The organism is Actinoallomurus sp. NPDC052274 (genome assembly GCF_040679475.1).
GTDB classification, from domain to species: Bacteria; Actinomycetota; Actinomycetes; order Streptosporangiales; family Streptosporangiaceae; genus Actinoallomurus; species Actinoallomurus liliacearum.
In genome coordinates this window covers 17,988-31,923 of record NZ_JBFAUT010000023.1, presented here as the reverse complement: position 1 = coordinate 31,923, position 13,936 = coordinate 17,988, and the positions used below count along the sequence as shown (strand labels likewise).

Here is a 13,936-nt window from a genome sequence, read left to right as displayed (position 1 = left end):
AGCACAGCGTCTCTGGTCGCTCCCCCGACGGAGGAGGGCGCTTGAGTGAGCTGAATCTGCCGTCGCTTGGTGTGCGGCAGAACGTTCGCGACCAGATCGCGCAGGCGTTGCGTGCCTCGCTCGTCGCCGGGGAGATGCGACCCGGCGTCGTCTACTCCGCGCCCGCGCTGGCCGAGCGGTTCGGCGTCTCGCCCACTCCCGTCCGTGAGGCGATGCTGGACCTGGTCAAGGAGGGGCTGGTCACCGTCGTCCGGAACAAGGGGTTCCGGGTCACCGAGCTGTCCGACCGGGACCTCGACGACATCACCGAGGTCCGCGCGCTCATCGAGGTGCCGACCGTCGGCCGGGTCGCGGCCTCGCCCGGCGGGGTCGAGAGGCTGCGGCCGATGGCGCAGGCCATCGTGGACGCCGCCGAACGCCGCGACATCCTCGCCTACATCGAGGCCGACCAGACCTTCCACCTCGAGCTGCTGGCCCTGGCCGGCAACGCCCAGCTCGTCGAGGTGGTGCGCGAGCTGCGGCACCGCTCCCGGCTGTACGGCGTGCCCAAGCTCGCCGAGCGCGGCGAGCTGCTGCCCTCGGCGCGGGAGCACCTGACCCTGCTCGACGTCATCGCCCGCGGCGACGTCGAGGGCGCCGAGACGCTGATGCGCCACCACCTGCGGCACGTCCGCGGCATCTGGGCCGGCTCCGCCAAGGCCACCGGCGGCTGACCCGCCCGGGACGGTCCGGTCATCCTTCGCTGACCGGTCAGGACTGGGACGCCTTCCTCATCGACTCCGACGACCCGGGGATCACCCGGACCATCGTGCACGCCCGCGCCGACACGATCCCCGCGCCGCGCGCCGCCCGGCGCTCGCGCGGGCTCCTGCTCGACGCCGGGTTCGCGGACGTCACCGTCGAGGTGCGGACCGCCGTGTTCACGGGCACGGCGATGCTGCCCATGCTCCAGGGACTCGCCCGGGCGGCCGGCGCCGCCGGGGCGATCACCAGCGAGCAGGCCGACGCCTGGTGCGCGGAACAGGCCGGCCGCGCCGCCGCGGACCGGCTGTTCCTCGCCGTCCCCATGTTCGTGGCGGCGGGGTCGGCGCGCTGAGGCTCACATGGGGCCGTACAGGGCCAGGTCGAGCACGATCGCCATCATGACGATGAGGGTGCGGGTCGGCTCGGGTGCCGGGCCGGTGAACTCGACCTTGTAGTGGTCGGACGGGGTGAGCCACTCCTTGACCGGCCCCGCCCAGGTCTTGCTGATGCGCGCGATCCGGGTTTTGGAGGCCGTGCTGACCTGGAAATGCTTGAGCGACAGTTCGCCGACGACGGTCGCCACGACCTGGCCCTGGTCGTCGGTGAGCGAGTAGTGACGGGTCGTCCCGGTCGCACGCATCCGGCCGACCAGGCTGCCGTCCGGCCGGTGGACCTCGGCGAGCCGCCCGTCCGGATGCCGGGTCAGCACGAGGATCGCCTGATCGTCGGCGCCCGTGACCGTGAGGATCCGGGCGTCCGGCGGCGGAGCGGTGGGCAGGGTCGCCTTCAGCATTTGCACACGCGTGCGCCGGTCGGTCTCCTCGGCGAACGCCAGGCGATTTCGCTTGTCGCCGAGAATCTCGTACTTCGCCTGGGTGGGGAGAATCTTGCCGGGTTGTCGCACCCGCACGACGGGGGAATCGAAGAGCACGTCCACACTCACTGAGTATGCCTTCTGTAATTGCGCTCCGTACCGATGGGCAGGCCGCCGGTCAGAAAAGGGTCGGCGGTTCGGCGGGCGCCCGCGTCGGCTCCGGCAGCGGCTCGACCTCCGGCAGCCGCGCCCGTACGTCGTCGTGGAACCGGCGGGCGAGCAGCAGCGCGTCCGCGTTGTCCGGCGTGTGGATGAAGACCGTCGGCGAACGACCTTCCCGTAGCCACTCGGCGACCCGGCCGACCCATCCCCGCCAGCCCTCGATCGTCTCGTCCGTGGAGTCCCGGCCGATGTAGCGGACGATCGGCCGGTCGGTGAGGGCGACGGTCCGCCGCGCCACCCGCGGTTTCTTCGTCCACGCGTCCCGTTCCATGTCGCTGGTGGGCGGACTCTGGAACAGCGTCGTGGTGTCGAACGGGATCCACTCCGCCCCGACGCTCGCGAGCGCCCTCTCCAGAAGCCGCGCCGATCGCTCGTCCTCGAAGAACGCGCGGTGGCGGACCTCGACGGCGTACCGGTGCGAGGGAGGGAGCCGGCGCAGGAAACCTGCCAGGACCTCCACGTCGGCCGGCGCGAACGCCGCCGGAAGCTGGATCCACAGCGCATGGGCGCGCGGCCCGAGCGGCTCGATCGCGTGCAGGAAGGAGCGCACCTCCGCGCCGACGTCTCCGAGGCGGCGATCGTGCGTGATCGACTTGGGCACTTTCAGGACGAAGCGGAACTCCGGGTCGGTCTGCAGCGCCCAGGTCTCGACCGTGTCCCGCGCCGGAATGGCGTAGAAGGTGGTGTTCCCCTCGACCGCGTTGCACCACGTCGCGTACGCCCGCAGCCGCTCCTGAGGAGGGAGCGGGTGGGGCAGGAAACGCCTTTGCCATGGCGCATGGGTCCACATCGCGCATCCCACGTGAAGCCGCACGCACGTGACGTTACCCAAACCCGGTGGGCGACGGCGCCGGACCCGCCTCCGCGGCCGGCCGCCGACCGAGGCCCATCGCCTGCGGTATCCGCCCGCGAGTCTTGAGTGGGGTTCTGCGCGACGCTCCTGCGGACTCGTCCTTATTCGGGGTATGGTGCGCGGTCGGCGGCCCCGTCACCATCAACAACTACTGGCCGGGCCCCAAGGTGACACCGCCCAAGCCCTGCATCTACTACTGATCGGTCGCACCGGCCGTGCCGGCAGGCGGGGCCTCTGCCGCCTGCCGGCACGCCACGCATGGCGGGGCCGCCGATCGGGTGATCGAGGAAGGCGTTTCCGAAGCGGCCGTCTGTCTGGAAACCTTAAGAATCATGAGCACACGAAGAACGGACGGCAGCGCGGGGGACGCGGACTACGGCACGATCGGGGCGGGCTACACCGACTACCGCAGGCCCGACGACCGGATCGCGCGGTTCATCGCCGACGCGCTCGGCGACGCGCGAACGCTGATCAACGTGGGCGCGGGCGCCGGGTCGTACGAGTCCGTGGCTCCGAGCGTCACCGCGGTCGAGCCGTCGGCGGCCATGAGGGCCCAGCGGCCCGCCCACCTCCCGCCCGCCGTGGACGCCATGGCGGAGGACCTGCCGTTCCCCGATGACGGCTTCGACGCCGCGATGACCACGTTCAGCGTGCACCAGTGGAGCGACCTGAAGGCCGGTCTGCGGGAGATGCGGCGCGTCGCGCGTGGGCCCGTCGTCATCCTCACCTGTGACCCGGACCGGGTCCGGGACTTCTGGCTGTATGAGTACGCGCCGCTCGTCCTGGACACCGAGGCCCGCCGGTACCCGTCGATCGGCGAGATCACCGAGGTGCTGGGCGGCGAGGCGTCGGTGCGGCCGGTGCCCATCCCCGCCGACTGCACCGACGGTTTCAACGAGGCGTACTACGCACGACCGGAACGCCTGCTCGATCCCGGGGCACGACAGGCCTGCTCGGCGTGGAGCTTCGTCGAGCCGGCGCTGGGCGAGCAGTACGTGGCGCGCCTCCGGAACGACCTGGAGTCCGGGGCCTGGGACGAGCGCCACGGCGCCCTGCGCCGGCAGCCGTACCTCGACGGATCACTGGTCCTCATCCGCGCGATCCCCGCCTGACGCCCGCGCTCCGGACGGCTGCCCGGGCGGGCGGAGGTCTCGGTGAACCGTCTTCGGCGGAGGTCTCGAATCCCGCCATCGCGGGAGCGACCGCCGCTGGTGCGGCGCGTTCGCCGAGCGTTCGGTACGGCCTCCGGAGGCGGACGCGCTGAAGAGACCGGGACTCGACCCTCAGCGCGGACCCTCCTCCGCGCAAAGAACGACCAATCGCGACGGCGGATCCCTTCGCCGCCGTCGCCGACATGATTCGCTCTCCTCGATTCGCGCCGGCCGGACCGCCGACATCGCGCACGCAGGAATGACCGTCGGCCTGGGGACACCGGCCGGATCACGACGTTTCCGCACGATCGACGGAAGGCTGTCATGTCGAAGAAGTCCTTGCGCTTTCTACCCGTGGGCCTTGCGGCCGGCTCGCTGCTGGCTGCCATGACCCTGGCCGCCACGGCGCCCGCGTCCGCCTCCCCGGTCGCGAAGCGGCAGACCGTGGTCACCGCGCTCGGCTACAACAGCACCGACTGGACGTACCTGCAGGTGCCCCCGGCGGCGAACCAGCCGCTCTTCGCCGACCGGAGCTTCGACGACAGCGGCTGGCCCTCCGGCCAGGAGGGCTTCGGCACCGTCAACGGCACGTGCAAGTGGAACAATCCCACGGACGTCAAGACCCGCTGGGCCGTCAACACGGACATCCTCGTACGTCACTGGGTCCACATCCCACGGGACGCCCAACAGGTCCGCATCCAAGGGACCGTGGACAACGACGCGAGCGTTTATCTCAACGGTCATCTCCTCCAGACCGTCAAGAGCGGCAACTGCGACGCCGGCGCCATCAACGTCGTCGTTCCGGCCAATTACCTGGACTGCTGCAACCTGCTCGCCATCCGCGGCCACGACTACGGCCTCGCGACCTACCTCAACGTCGCGGTGACCTACGTCAAGCCCACTCCCGCCGCCTGACCGGCCACCCGCCGCACCCGGCCGGGTAACGGTACGGCGGGCCTCGTATTCGGCGGCCGCCGACAGGCTACGCTTCGTCGACCTTGTCGGCGGCCGCCGAGGCCGGCCGCGGCGCGGTGTCCCGATACCAGCGTCCCCACCGGTCCAGGGTGTTCGTGATCTCCTCCAGGCTTCGGCCGGTGTCGGTCAGCGTGTACTCCACCTTCGGCGGCACCTCGCGGTACACCGTGCGTACGAGCAGCCCGTCGGCCTCCAGCTCCCGGAGCTGGCGGGTGAGCATCCGCTGGGTGATCCCGGGCATGGCCCGCTTCAGCTCACCGAAGCGATGAGTGCCGCCCATGAGCTGCTTGAGGATCGCCAGCTTCCACCGGCCACCGAGAACCTCCATCGCTATCTCGACCGCGCAGTGGTCCGCGGTCGCGTCGATGTCGCCGCGCATCGCCACACCCTCCATTGGTATACAGAACGACACTACGTCACAGAAAAGACCGTACTTTTCCGCCGACGCACTAGCCACCCATAGTGCTGCCATGAGCCTGAACGGGGTGCTGGGAACCGCGCCGAGCGGGAGCGACAGCGCGGCCATCGCGCATCGGCGGCGCTGGATGATCCTGGCGGTGGCCTGCACGAGCCTGCTGCTGTGCGGGATCGACCTGACCGTGCTGCACGTGAGCGTGCCGGAGATGACACGGCATGTGCATCCCAGCGGCGTGCAACTCCTGTGGATCGTCGACGTCTACTCGCTGACGGTGGCGGCGCTCCTGGTGACCTGCGGCACGTTGGGGGACCGCGTCGGCCGCAGACGCCTGCTGCTGGGCGGATTCGCGCTGTTCGGCGTGGCATCGGCCACCGCCGCCTTCTCCACGACCGCCGTCGAGCTGATTCTCGCGCGGGCGCTCCTCGGCGTAGGGGCAGCGATGATCATGGCTTCCACCGTGGCCATCATCAGAGTCGTCTTCTCCGATGACCGTGAGCGGACGCTCGCGATCGGGATCTGGACCGCCGCGCACAGCGTCGGCGCGACCGTCGGGCCACTGCTGGGCGGGGCGCTGGTCGAGCGATGGTGGTGGGGTGCGGTCTTCCTGGTGAACGTCCCGATCGTCGTGGTCATCCTCATCGTGGGGGCGCTGATCCTGCCGGAGTCGAGAGATCCCACCCCACGCCGTTGGGACCTGTCCAGCGTCGCGCTGTCGGTCGCCGGCCTGGCCGGGGTGGTGTACGCGCTGAAGCAGGTCGGTGAGCACCTGCGGGTCGGCGTGGGTGTCGCGGTCATCGGGGCCGCTGGGGTGGCGCTGCTGACGACGTTCGTCGTGCGGCAGCGGCGGCTGGCCCAGCCGCTACTGGATCTCTCGCTGCTGGCCGACCGGCGCGTCGCCGCCGCCACCATCTGCGTGATCAGCTGTTTCGGCGGCTATACCGCCATGTTGTTCTTCTTCACCCAGTGGCTGCAGTGGGTGGGCGGCTACTCGCCGCTGAGGGCCGGTCTCGCGCTGATGCCGCTGGCCGGATCCAACGCCGTGGGCGCCGTGCTGGCGCCCTGGGCGGCGCGCCGTGTCGGCGCCCGGTGGGCCGTCTCCGGCGCGCTCGCCCTGTTCGCGGCCGCGCTCGCGACGTTGGCCCTCCTGGCGGGCTCGGGACCGGCCGCGTACGGCGTGATCGTGGTCACCATGGTCGCGGCGGGCACGGGCGCGGGGGTCATCATGACGCTCGGCGCGGACCTGATCACGGCCGCCGCGGACCCACGACGTGCCGGCGAGGCGGCCGCCATCCAGGAGACCTCGTTCGAGTTGGGAGCGGGCCTGGGAGTCGCCGTTCTCGGAACCGTTCTGGCCGCGACGTACCGGACCGTGCTGCCGTCGGTCGCCGGGCTGTCCACGGGCGAGCAGCGTACGGCCCGTGAGTCGATCGGGGCCGCGGTCGAGGTCGCCGGCCGGCTGGACGCCCCGACAGGGCAGGTCCTGCGCCGCGCCGCGCGCGACGCCTACGGTCAGGGTTTCACGACCGTCGCCGCCATCGCGGCCGTGATCCTGGGCCTGACCGCGTTCCTTGCCGTGGCGCTGCTGCGTCCGGCCACCCGTGTCGGGGCAGGACGGTGATCAGTCCTCCTTCCGGGGCCAGGCCGCCAGTGCCAGTTCGGCGGTCTCGGTGAGCTCCGCCGCCGTGGCGCCGTCCCGGGCGCGTTGTGACATGCCCTGGATGACCGCGGCGAAATACGCCGCGAGGGCGCGCGGATCGGCCGCGGCGGACAGTTCGCCGTCGCGCTGCGCGGTTGTGAGGCGGGCCTCGAAGGCGGCCAGGTTCGCGTTGCGCAGGTCCCGCAGGAACGCCGCCACCTCCGCGTCCTGGACGGTGACGTTGGTCGCGGCGCTGATGGTCAGGCAACCGGCCGGGTGGGACGGGTCGGGATAGACGGCCGCCGCCTCGCGCAGGATGCGGCGGAACGCCCCGCGCGCCGTGGGCTCCTCTTCCAGCGCGACTCCCGTGAACGCGCCGACGGGGGAGCGCCCGTAGGTCCGCACGACCTCTTTGAACAGGCTCTTCTTGTCACCGAAGGCCGCGTACAGACTTCCGGGCCGCATGCCCATCGCCTTGGTCAGCTCGCCGATGGAGGTCGCCTCGTAGCCGTGCTCCCAGAACAACCGGGTCGCGGCCGCCAGGGCCTTCGCACGGTCGAACGCCGGCGGCCGTCCGCGCTTCGCGCCTGTTCCACTCACGACCTCATTTTAGAGCGATCACTCAACAAGACGTGCTAACGTTCCATTTGTTGAGTGATCCCTCAAAAAAGGAAGGGTGCATCCAGCCATGGCAGTACGAGCGCTTGAGGGCAAGGTCGCGCTGGTGACCGGCGGCAGCCGGGGCATCGGCCGGGCCATCGCGGAACGGCTCGGCCGCGACGGCGCGACGGTCGCCGTCGCCTACGCGCGCGACGAGGCGGCGGCGAGTGAGACGGTCGAGCGCATCCGGAAGGACGGCGGCCGGGCCTTCGCGCTGCGCGCGGAGCTGGGACGGCACGGTGACGCCGCCCGCCTGTGGGCCGCCTTCGACGCGGCGGGCAAGGACCACGCGCCCGACGGGCGCCTCGACATCATCGTCAACAACGCCGGCATCGGGCGCAGCGCGCCGCTGGCCGCGCTGACCGAGGACGAGTTCGACGAGGTGTTCGCCGTGAACGTGCGCGCGCCGTTCTTCATCGTGCAGCAGGGACTGACCCGCCTGCGCGACGGCGGCCGGATCATCAACATCTCCAGCGGCGCGGCCACCCTGGCCATGCCGGAGATCATCGCCTACGGCGCCACCAAGGGCGCGCTCGACACCTTCACCCTCAACCTCGCCAAGGAACTGGGTCCCCGTGGCATCACGGCGAACTCGGTGGCGCCCGGGATCGTCGACACCGACGTCAACGCCTCCTGGCTCCGGGGCGATCCGCAGGCCGAGGCGCACGCGGCCTCCCTGGCGGCCCTGGGCCGGGTCGGGCAGCCCGACGACATCGCCGACATCGTGGCCTTCCTCGCCTCCGACGACTCGCGCTGGGTGACCGGACGGGTCATCGACGCGACCGGCGGCGCCGGGCTGTGAGCGCCGCCCTCGGGCGGAGGTCCGTACGGCGATCTCCCGCCCGGGGGATCGCCCGCGGGCCGCCTAAAGCGCGACCGGTTACTGGGGGATGAGACGCGGGTATCCGAATATCGGGTCTCCTCTCATCGAGCGTGATCGACGAAGACTCTGGACCATGCGTGCTGTCAACGCCGTGCTCATCGTCGGCGGCGGCCCCACCGGGCTGATGCTCGCCGGGGATCTGGCCGCCGCCGGAACCTCTTGCGCCGTCCTCGAACGCCGCGACCGGGAATCGGATCTCAGCCGGGCCTTCGGCGTACACGCCCGCACGCTGGAACTGCTCGACGCCCGCGGGGTCGCCGACGATCTGATCGCGCGCGGCCTGCCGATCTCCCGGCTCGCACCGTTCGGGCTCGAGTTCTCCCGCCTGCCGAGCCGGTTCCCTTATATGCTGGGCGTTCCGCAGTACGAGACCGAACGCGTGCTCGGCGCGCGTGCCCGGCAGCTCGGTGCGGAGATCCTGTCCGGCACCGAGATGGTCCGCCTGATCCAGCACGGCGACGGCGTCTATCTGACGGTCCGCGACTCCGACGGTGACGTGCGCACCCTGCGCGCGCGGTACGTCGTCGGCGCGGACGGCGCGCACAGCACCGTACGGCGCCAACTCGGCCTGCCGTTCCCCGGCCGCGCCGCGGTGCGGTCGGTGATGCTCTGCGACGTGCGGCTCGCCGAACCACCCCGGGACGTCGTGACCGCCGGAACAACCGCCGACGGGTTCGTCTTCATCGTGCCGTTCGGCGACGGCTGGTACCGGGTGATCGCGTGGGATCGCGCCGACCAGGAGCCGGACACGGCACCGCTCGACCTGCGGGAGGTGCGGGCGATCACGCGCCGGGTGCTGGGCACGGACTTCGGGATGCACGATCCGCGCTGGCTTTCGCGGTTCCACAGCGACGAGCGCCAGGTGCCCCGCTACCGTGTGGGCCGGGTCTTCCTCGCCGGCGACGCCGCGCACGTGCACTCCCCGGCGGGCGGCATGGGCATGAACACCGGACTGCAGGACGCGGTCAATCTCGCCTGGAAGCTCACCGGCGTCCTGCGCGGCTGGGCCCCCGAAGGGCTGCTCGACACCTACCACGCAGAGCGGTATCCGGTCGGACGACGGGTGCTGCGCACCAGCGACCTCATCCTGCGCTGCGCCCTGCTGCGCTCCCGCCTCCTGCGCACCGCACGCGACGCCGTCCTGCGGGCCGCCGCCCATCTCAACCCGGTCGCGCGGCGCATGGCCGGCGCCGTCTCGGGCATCGACCTCGCCTACCCGGCACCGCCGGGAGCGCATCCCCTCGTCGGCCGGCGCGCACCGGACATCCCCCTGGCAGGCGACACCCCGCGAACCCTCTACCACGCCCTCCGCCCCGGACGCTTCCTTCTCGTGCTGCCGCCGACCGCCCCGAAACCCGCCGCTCCGATCGCCACGAAGCCCGCCGCTCCGGCCGCCACGAAGCCCGCCGCTCCGGCCGCCGCCGAGTCCGCCGCCGAGTCCGCCGCTCCGACCACCGGCTGGGAGGACCGCGTCGACCAGGCGATCGCCGGCGGCGCGACGCACAAAGTCGTGCTGGTGCGACCGGACGCCTACATCGCCTGGGCCGCCGAGTACTCCGACCTGGACCGGAACGCGATCAGGACGGCGCTGGAGCGGTGCTGCGGCCCGGCCGCGCCCAGCGCGGACGAAGGTCTCGGTGAAGCGGGGAAGAGCGAGGGGACAGACCGCTCGATCGCCGGACGAGCCGCCGCCGAGACCGCCCGTTCACCGAGCACTCGGTACGACCGTCACTAGAGGCCGGCCGACGAGCCGTCGGCAGGTCTCACCGCCGGCTCTGCCACGCCCCGTCCGGCACGACGAGGCGGCGATCGCGGCGACCTGTGTCACCGGCGGTCAAGGTGAAACAACCGTTGGGCATCGGCCCTACCGATCTTGACGCGGTCGTTCTCGCTGATGGGACATTCGTCGAACCAGGGGGCGAGCTCGTCCATCGACTCGTACGGATAGTCCACGGAGAACAAGATGTGGTCCGCGCCGACCTCAAGAAGCGTGTTCAGCAGAGTCTGGCTGCGGAACACGCCGCTCGTGGTGAGGAAGAAGTTGTTGCGCAGGTAGTACGTAGGTGGTTTCTGGTGGCTGCCGTGGGTCTCCGGGCGCTGGTGGCGGAGCCGGTGTTCGGTTCGGGGCAGCGTGAAGGGCAGTCCCTCGCCCAGATGACCCAGTATCACGGTGAGGCCCGGACACCGGTCGAACAGGCCACTGAGCATGAGGCGCATGGCGTGCGTGGCGGTCTCGACCCCGAATCCCCACGCCGAGCCGAGCAGGCCGTCGTACCCCTGGTAGATCCGCTGCTGGTTCGGCAGCGGGATCCGGGGATGCAGGTAGACGGGGACGCGGAGTTCGTCGACCTGCTGCCAGAAGGGCGCGGTCTCCGGGTGGTCGAGATAGCGTGCGGTGTTCTCGTCGCCGATGTTGGTATAGCCGTTGACCAGCGCGCCGACGAAGCCGAGATCCCGCACCGCGCGTTCGAGCCCTTCCGCGGCCCGCTCGGGGTCTTGCGGCGGGACCGCGGCGAAGGCACGCAGCCGGTCGGGGTGACGGGCGACGAGGCGTTCGGCCGCGTGGTCGTTCATCCGGCGCGCCAGGTCCACGGCTTCGCGTGGGTCGGTGGCGCCCTCGATGCCCGGCTGGGTCAGCGAGAGGATCGTGATCCCGATGCCGTTGCGGTCCATGTCCTCTACCCGCTGGTCGACCTCCCGCAGTCGTCGCTGGACCTCGGCGAAGTAGTCAGGACGCGTGAACTCATGGCTGCCGGACGCAGGGAAGTCCGGTGACTCGTAGTGCTCCTCCAAGGCGACCTTGTCATCCATTACGAACATCCCCGTCGATCCCGCACCGCCAAAACAGCTATCGAATCGATACCCACAGTGAACGTGCGTCACCGCAGACCACGACCGGCGCCGCTGATCAGAGCCGGGCCTCAAGCCCAGGAGCGCGGGCCGGTACCGGAGCACCGGTCGGCGGTCGCTGCGCTGGATACGGAGGACCGGCTGTGGACACCCGGATGTGTACTGTTCGACCAGCACGGGCGCGAGCCGGGGAGGCCGAATGGGAGCAGAAGAACGTCTTGAGCGACTGCGAAGTGGTGAGGCAGCGCAGCGAGTCTTCGGTGAGCCGTACGACAGGCCCGATGGCGCCACGGTGATTCCGGTCGCCCGGGTCACCGGAGGCAGGCGCCCGCGGGTCACGCCCCTCGGCGTCTTCGTCGTCCACGACGGCAAGGCGTCCTGGACACCAGTAGTCGACGGGACCCGGACGGCGCTGCTGGGCGAGCTGATTGGGCTGGTCGCCGCGGGGCTGGCGACTGCGGCGATACTGCGTCGGCCGCCTTGGCCGGACGTCTCGATTCGAAGGATCACGAAGCACTGAGCGTCCCCGGCGACGTCGGGCCCGCTCCGAGCCGCCGGCGGATCAGTCCTCGGCCTGGACGTCCGCTGCCGTGCCAGGCTCCTGCCACAGGCCCCGCGAGCGTTGTCGGTGGCGTAGGGAAGTATTCGACGTCGCCGACAGCCGGATGGGAGAGTGCGATGTCGCTTACGAATTCGCAGGTGGCCGGTCACGGATTCCTGCGGGGGATGTACGAGGACCCGTACTTCCCGGACCACGTCGTCGACGAGGGGAAGACGATTCTGCTGAGGCTGTGCGAGCGGATCGAGGCTGAACGGCCATCGAATCTGGCGGCGCTGTACGAGCTCACGGAGGCTGCGACGAAGCAGTTCAACGCGCTGGAGGCGGAGTTCGAGGCGGCCGGTAGCGAGATCGAGACCGTCGCGCGGGAAGTCATCGCCGAGGACTTTTGGTTCGTGGCGTCGGCCTACGGGTTCCCGGAGGCGGACATGGAACAACTGGTCGCCGCTCGTGACTGGTGACGCGCTCACCGCCCGGCGCCGCTGACCTCGGGCCGGCGGTCTGCCCGGGCAGGCGCTGGAACCACCCGCCCCCGCCCCCTGCCTGCGTAATCCAAGCGAGGAGATCCTTCCCGCGCCGCGCCGCGCAAGCGCAGCGTCGGCCGCGGCCGCCGGAGCGGGATGGGTTCTGCGGGAAACGCGGCTGAAGACCACTGAGGAGACAAAGCCGTCGGTCACGTGAAGGGTGGCGGTTTCCGGGCCGGTGGCCACATCCCACAGCCGGACCATGGGTTCGATGCCCGGATCGGACCGGACCGGGACCGGACCGGACCGCGATCGGCGCGGCGCTGGAGCGGTGCTGCGGCCTGGCCGCGACCAGCGCGGACGAAAGCCTCGGCGAACGGGGAGAGGACGAGGGGACGGATCGCTCTATTACCGGACGAACCCCCGCCGGGAGCGCCCACTCGCCGAGCACTCCTGACGTACGCTCACAATCGCGGCTCAAATCGCGATCCTGATCTTCAGGTACCCATGTTGGCTTGGGAGGATTCCATGGCCCGCAGCAGCGAGTCCCTGCCCTTCACCTTCCGTTCCGCACGGTGAGCAAGGACAAGGAACGACACGACGGCCCCGACGACTTCGCGGGGATCAGCCGCAGTGGCATTGCCTTCCTCATGACCGTCGTGGCCTTGAGACACCCCTGGCAGACGCTCAGGGACCTGCTACTCCCGATGGTCCGTCGGGTGGGCCTCCAGGCGCTCAAACTCCCACTGGTCCCCTTCGTACTGGTGGCCGCAATCCTGCGGTCGCGCCGAAGAGACCGAGGTCTCACCTTCGAGGACTACCTGCATGGCCTCGGCGAGGAACGAGACCACCCGTGACAGAGATCGACGAGTACGGCGCCGGCCCGCACGCCTCCTATCGGCGGGCAGGGTCTACACCGCGACCCGCCGCCACCGCATGGTCTTCAGCCCTCACACACCGATGACCACCGGTGATCCGCAGCCTTCCCGCAGCCGGTCCACCCAAAAGATCACGGTCTACGGCTGGAGCACCAGGTCATGTTGATACCAGGTGCCCGGCTTACCGCCGAGGTCGGCCGGGTCTGCCGGGCCGGCCGGGACGAACCCGGCCTTGGCCAGCACCCTCTGGGACGCGGCATTGGTGCGGGAGGTGGCCGCCCGCAGTGTGCGCAGCCCGTGCCGCGTCACCGCCAGCCGGCACAGCTCCCGGACGGCCGCGGTCGCCACGCCGCGACCGGCGACGTGCTGCGCGACCCGGTAACCGAGATCAGCGGTGCCGTCCCCGAAGCGGTACAGGTTGAACCGGCCCAGCACCGAGCCATCCTCGGCGACGAGCACGTAGTAGGCGCCAATGCCGGCCTCTTGCTCAGCCAACAAGGCGCTGTGCCGGTCGGCGAACTGGTCGAAGAACTCGTCGCCGCGGTCGGAGACCGAGGCGGCGAAGTAGGCGCGGTTCGCCAGCTCGAAGGCCAGGACCGCCGAGGCATGGTCGGCATGCAGCCGCTTCAGCTCGGGCACCGCCCGACTCTAGCCAGATGACGCGTTGAGGCCACCTGAATTTCCGTTAGCGGCAGACGGCCCCATGACCAGGGCACATGACGATCCACGGCTGGGGAACCAGGCCCCCGCGTGTTTCACCCTGGATGAGGAACCTTCGACGTGTGACCGCTTCTTCTGTTCGAGGAGCCGAAGGCTCATCCGGGCAGCT

At 70.6% G+C, this 13,936-nt stretch carries 15 protein-coding genes; 9 read left to right on the top strand and 6 right to left on the bottom strand.

Annotation, left to right across the window (positions count from 1 at the left end; translation table 11 throughout):
- Nucleotides 1-41: 41 nt before the first annotated feature.
- Nucleotides 42-713, top strand: a complete 672-nt coding sequence (locus AB0K82_RS20735) for a GntR family transcriptional regulator (RefSeq protein ID WP_364399059.1) — start codon at nucleotides 42-44, stop codon at nucleotides 711-713.
- 95 nt (nucleotides 714-808) lie between these two features.
- The gene (locus AB0K82_RS20730; RefSeq protein WP_364399057.1) at nucleotides 809-1,096 is read left to right on the top strand and encodes a hypothetical protein; all 288 of its coding nucleotides are present in this window, start codon (nucleotides 809-811) and stop codon (nucleotides 1,094-1,096) included.
- Between the two features lie 3 nt (nucleotides 1,097-1,099).
- Here the strand turns inward: AB0K82_RS20730 and AB0K82_RS20725 are convergent, their stop codons facing one another.
- Both AB0K82_RS20725 and AB0K82_RS20720 read right to left on the bottom strand, forming a co-directional pair.
- Nucleotides 1,100-1,675, bottom strand: coding sequence for a phospholipid scramblase-related protein (locus tag AB0K82_RS20725; RefSeq protein WP_364399055.1), 576 nt, complete (start codon nucleotides 1,673-1,675; stop codon nucleotides 1,100-1,102).
- Between the two features lie 61 nt (nucleotides 1,676-1,736).
- Nucleotides 1,737-2,594, bottom strand: a complete 858-nt coding sequence (locus tag AB0K82_RS20720; protein ID WP_364399053.1) for a DUF72 domain-containing protein — start codon at nucleotides 2,592-2,594, stop codon at nucleotides 1,737-1,739.
- Between the two features lie 371 nt (nucleotides 2,595-2,965).
- Here AB0K82_RS20720 and AB0K82_RS20715 point away from each other — a divergent pair, with 371 nt between their 5' ends.
- Nucleotides 2,966-3,745 carry a class I SAM-dependent methyltransferase gene (locus tag AB0K82_RS20715; protein WP_364399051.1) on the top strand — a complete coding sequence of 260 codons (780 nt, stop codon included), beginning with the start codon at nucleotides 2,966-2,968 and terminating at the stop codon, nucleotides 3,743-3,745.
- Nucleotides 3,746-4,108: 363 nt separating this feature from the next.
- Nucleotides 4,109-4,699, top strand: a complete 591-nt coding sequence (locus AB0K82_RS20710) for a hypothetical protein (RefSeq protein ID WP_364399049.1) — start codon at nucleotides 4,109-4,111, stop codon at nucleotides 4,697-4,699.
- Nucleotides 4,700-4,766: 67 nt separating this feature from the next.
- Here the strand turns inward: AB0K82_RS20710 and AB0K82_RS20705 are convergent, their stop codons facing one another.
- The gene (locus tag AB0K82_RS20705) at nucleotides 4,767-5,138 is read right to left on the bottom strand and encodes a helix-turn-helix domain-containing protein (RefSeq protein WP_364399047.1); all 372 of its coding nucleotides are present in this window, start codon (nucleotides 5,136-5,138) and stop codon (nucleotides 4,767-4,769) included.
- A gap of 91 nt (nucleotides 5,139-5,229) precedes the next feature.
- Here AB0K82_RS20705 and AB0K82_RS20700 point away from each other — a divergent pair, with 91 nt between their 5' ends.
- Nucleotides 5,230-6,795, top strand: a complete 1,566-nt coding sequence (locus AB0K82_RS20700) for an MFS transporter (protein ID WP_364399045.1) — start codon at nucleotides 5,230-5,232, stop codon at nucleotides 6,793-6,795.
- Here AB0K82_RS20700 and AB0K82_RS20695 read toward each other — a convergent pair whose 3' ends face one another.
- On the bottom strand, nucleotides 6,796-7,413 hold the full coding sequence (locus AB0K82_RS20695) for a TetR/AcrR family transcriptional regulator (RefSeq protein WP_364399043.1): 618 nt from the start codon (nucleotides 7,411-7,413) through the stop codon (nucleotides 6,796-6,798).
- 88 nt (nucleotides 7,414-7,501) lie between these two features.
- On the opposite strand from AB0K82_RS20695, the gene AB0K82_RS20690 reads away from it, so the two are divergent.
- Complete coding sequence (locus AB0K82_RS20690) at nucleotides 7,502-8,275, top strand: glucose 1-dehydrogenase (protein ID WP_364399041.1); 774 nt, start codon at nucleotides 7,502-7,504, stop codon at nucleotides 8,273-8,275.
- 154 nt (nucleotides 8,276-8,429) lie between these two features.
- On the top strand, nucleotides 8,430-10,091 hold the full coding sequence (locus AB0K82_RS20685; RefSeq protein ID WP_364399040.1) for an FAD-dependent monooxygenase: 1,662 nt from the start codon (nucleotides 8,430-8,432) through the stop codon (nucleotides 10,089-10,091).
- 89 nt (nucleotides 10,092-10,180) lie between these two features.
- Here the strand turns inward: AB0K82_RS20685 and AB0K82_RS20680 are convergent, their stop codons facing one another.
- Nucleotides 10,181-11,167, bottom strand: a complete 987-nt coding sequence (locus AB0K82_RS20680; protein WP_364399038.1) for an amidohydrolase family protein — start codon at nucleotides 11,165-11,167, stop codon at nucleotides 10,181-10,183.
- 717 nt (nucleotides 11,168-11,884) lie between these two features.
- On the opposite strand from AB0K82_RS20680, the gene AB0K82_RS20675 reads away from it, so the two are divergent.
- Nucleotides 11,885-12,226, top strand: a complete 342-nt coding sequence (locus tag AB0K82_RS20675) for a DUF5713 family protein (RefSeq protein ID WP_364399036.1) — start codon at nucleotides 11,885-11,887, stop codon at nucleotides 12,224-12,226.
- A gap of 578 nt (nucleotides 12,227-12,804) precedes the next feature.
- Nucleotides 12,805-13,086 (top strand): hypothetical protein, encoded by a 282-nt coding sequence (locus tag AB0K82_RS20670; RefSeq protein WP_364399034.1) that lies wholly within the window; start codon nucleotides 12,805-12,807, stop codon nucleotides 13,084-13,086.
- Nucleotides 13,087-13,245: 159 nt separating this feature from the next.
- Here the strand turns inward: AB0K82_RS20670 and AB0K82_RS20665 are convergent, their stop codons facing one another.
- On the bottom strand, nucleotides 13,246-13,746 hold the full coding sequence (locus AB0K82_RS20665; RefSeq protein ID WP_364399032.1) for a GNAT family N-acetyltransferase: 501 nt from the start codon (nucleotides 13,744-13,746) through the stop codon (nucleotides 13,246-13,248).
- Between the last annotated feature and the right edge of the window lie 190 nt (nucleotides 13,747-13,936).

Excerpts from the sequence above, each read along its gene's own strand:
- AB0K82_RS20715 (WP_364399051.1), top strand. The coding sequence starts at position 2,966 with ATGAGCACACGAAGAACGGACGGCAGCGCGGGGGACGCGGACTACGGC.
- AB0K82_RS20710 (WP_364399049.1), top strand. The coding sequence starts at position 4,109 with ATGTCGAAGAAGTCCTTGCGCTTTCTACCCGTGGGCCTTGCGGCCGGC.
- AB0K82_RS20705 (WP_364399047.1), bottom strand. The coding sequence starts at position 5,138 with ATGCGCGGCGACATCGACGCGACCGCGGACCACTGCGCGGTCGAGATA.
- AB0K82_RS20700 (WP_364399045.1), top strand. The coding sequence starts at position 5,230 with ATGAGCCTGAACGGGGTGCTGGGAACCGCGCCGAGCGGGAGCGACAGC.
- AB0K82_RS20690 (WP_364399041.1), top strand. The coding sequence starts at position 7,502 with ATGGCAGTACGAGCGCTTGAGGGCAAGGTCGCGCTGGTGACCGGCGGC.
- AB0K82_RS20685 (WP_364399040.1), top strand. The coding sequence starts at position 8,430 with ATGCGTGCTGTCAACGCCGTGCTCATCGTCGGCGGCGGCCCCACCGGG.
- AB0K82_RS20680 (WP_364399038.1), bottom strand. The coding sequence starts at position 11,167 with ATGGATGACAAGGTCGCCTTGGAGGAGCACTACGAGTCACCGGACTTC.
- AB0K82_RS20675 (WP_364399036.1), top strand. The coding sequence starts at position 11,885 with ATGTCGCTTACGAATTCGCAGGTGGCCGGTCACGGATTCCTGCGGGGG.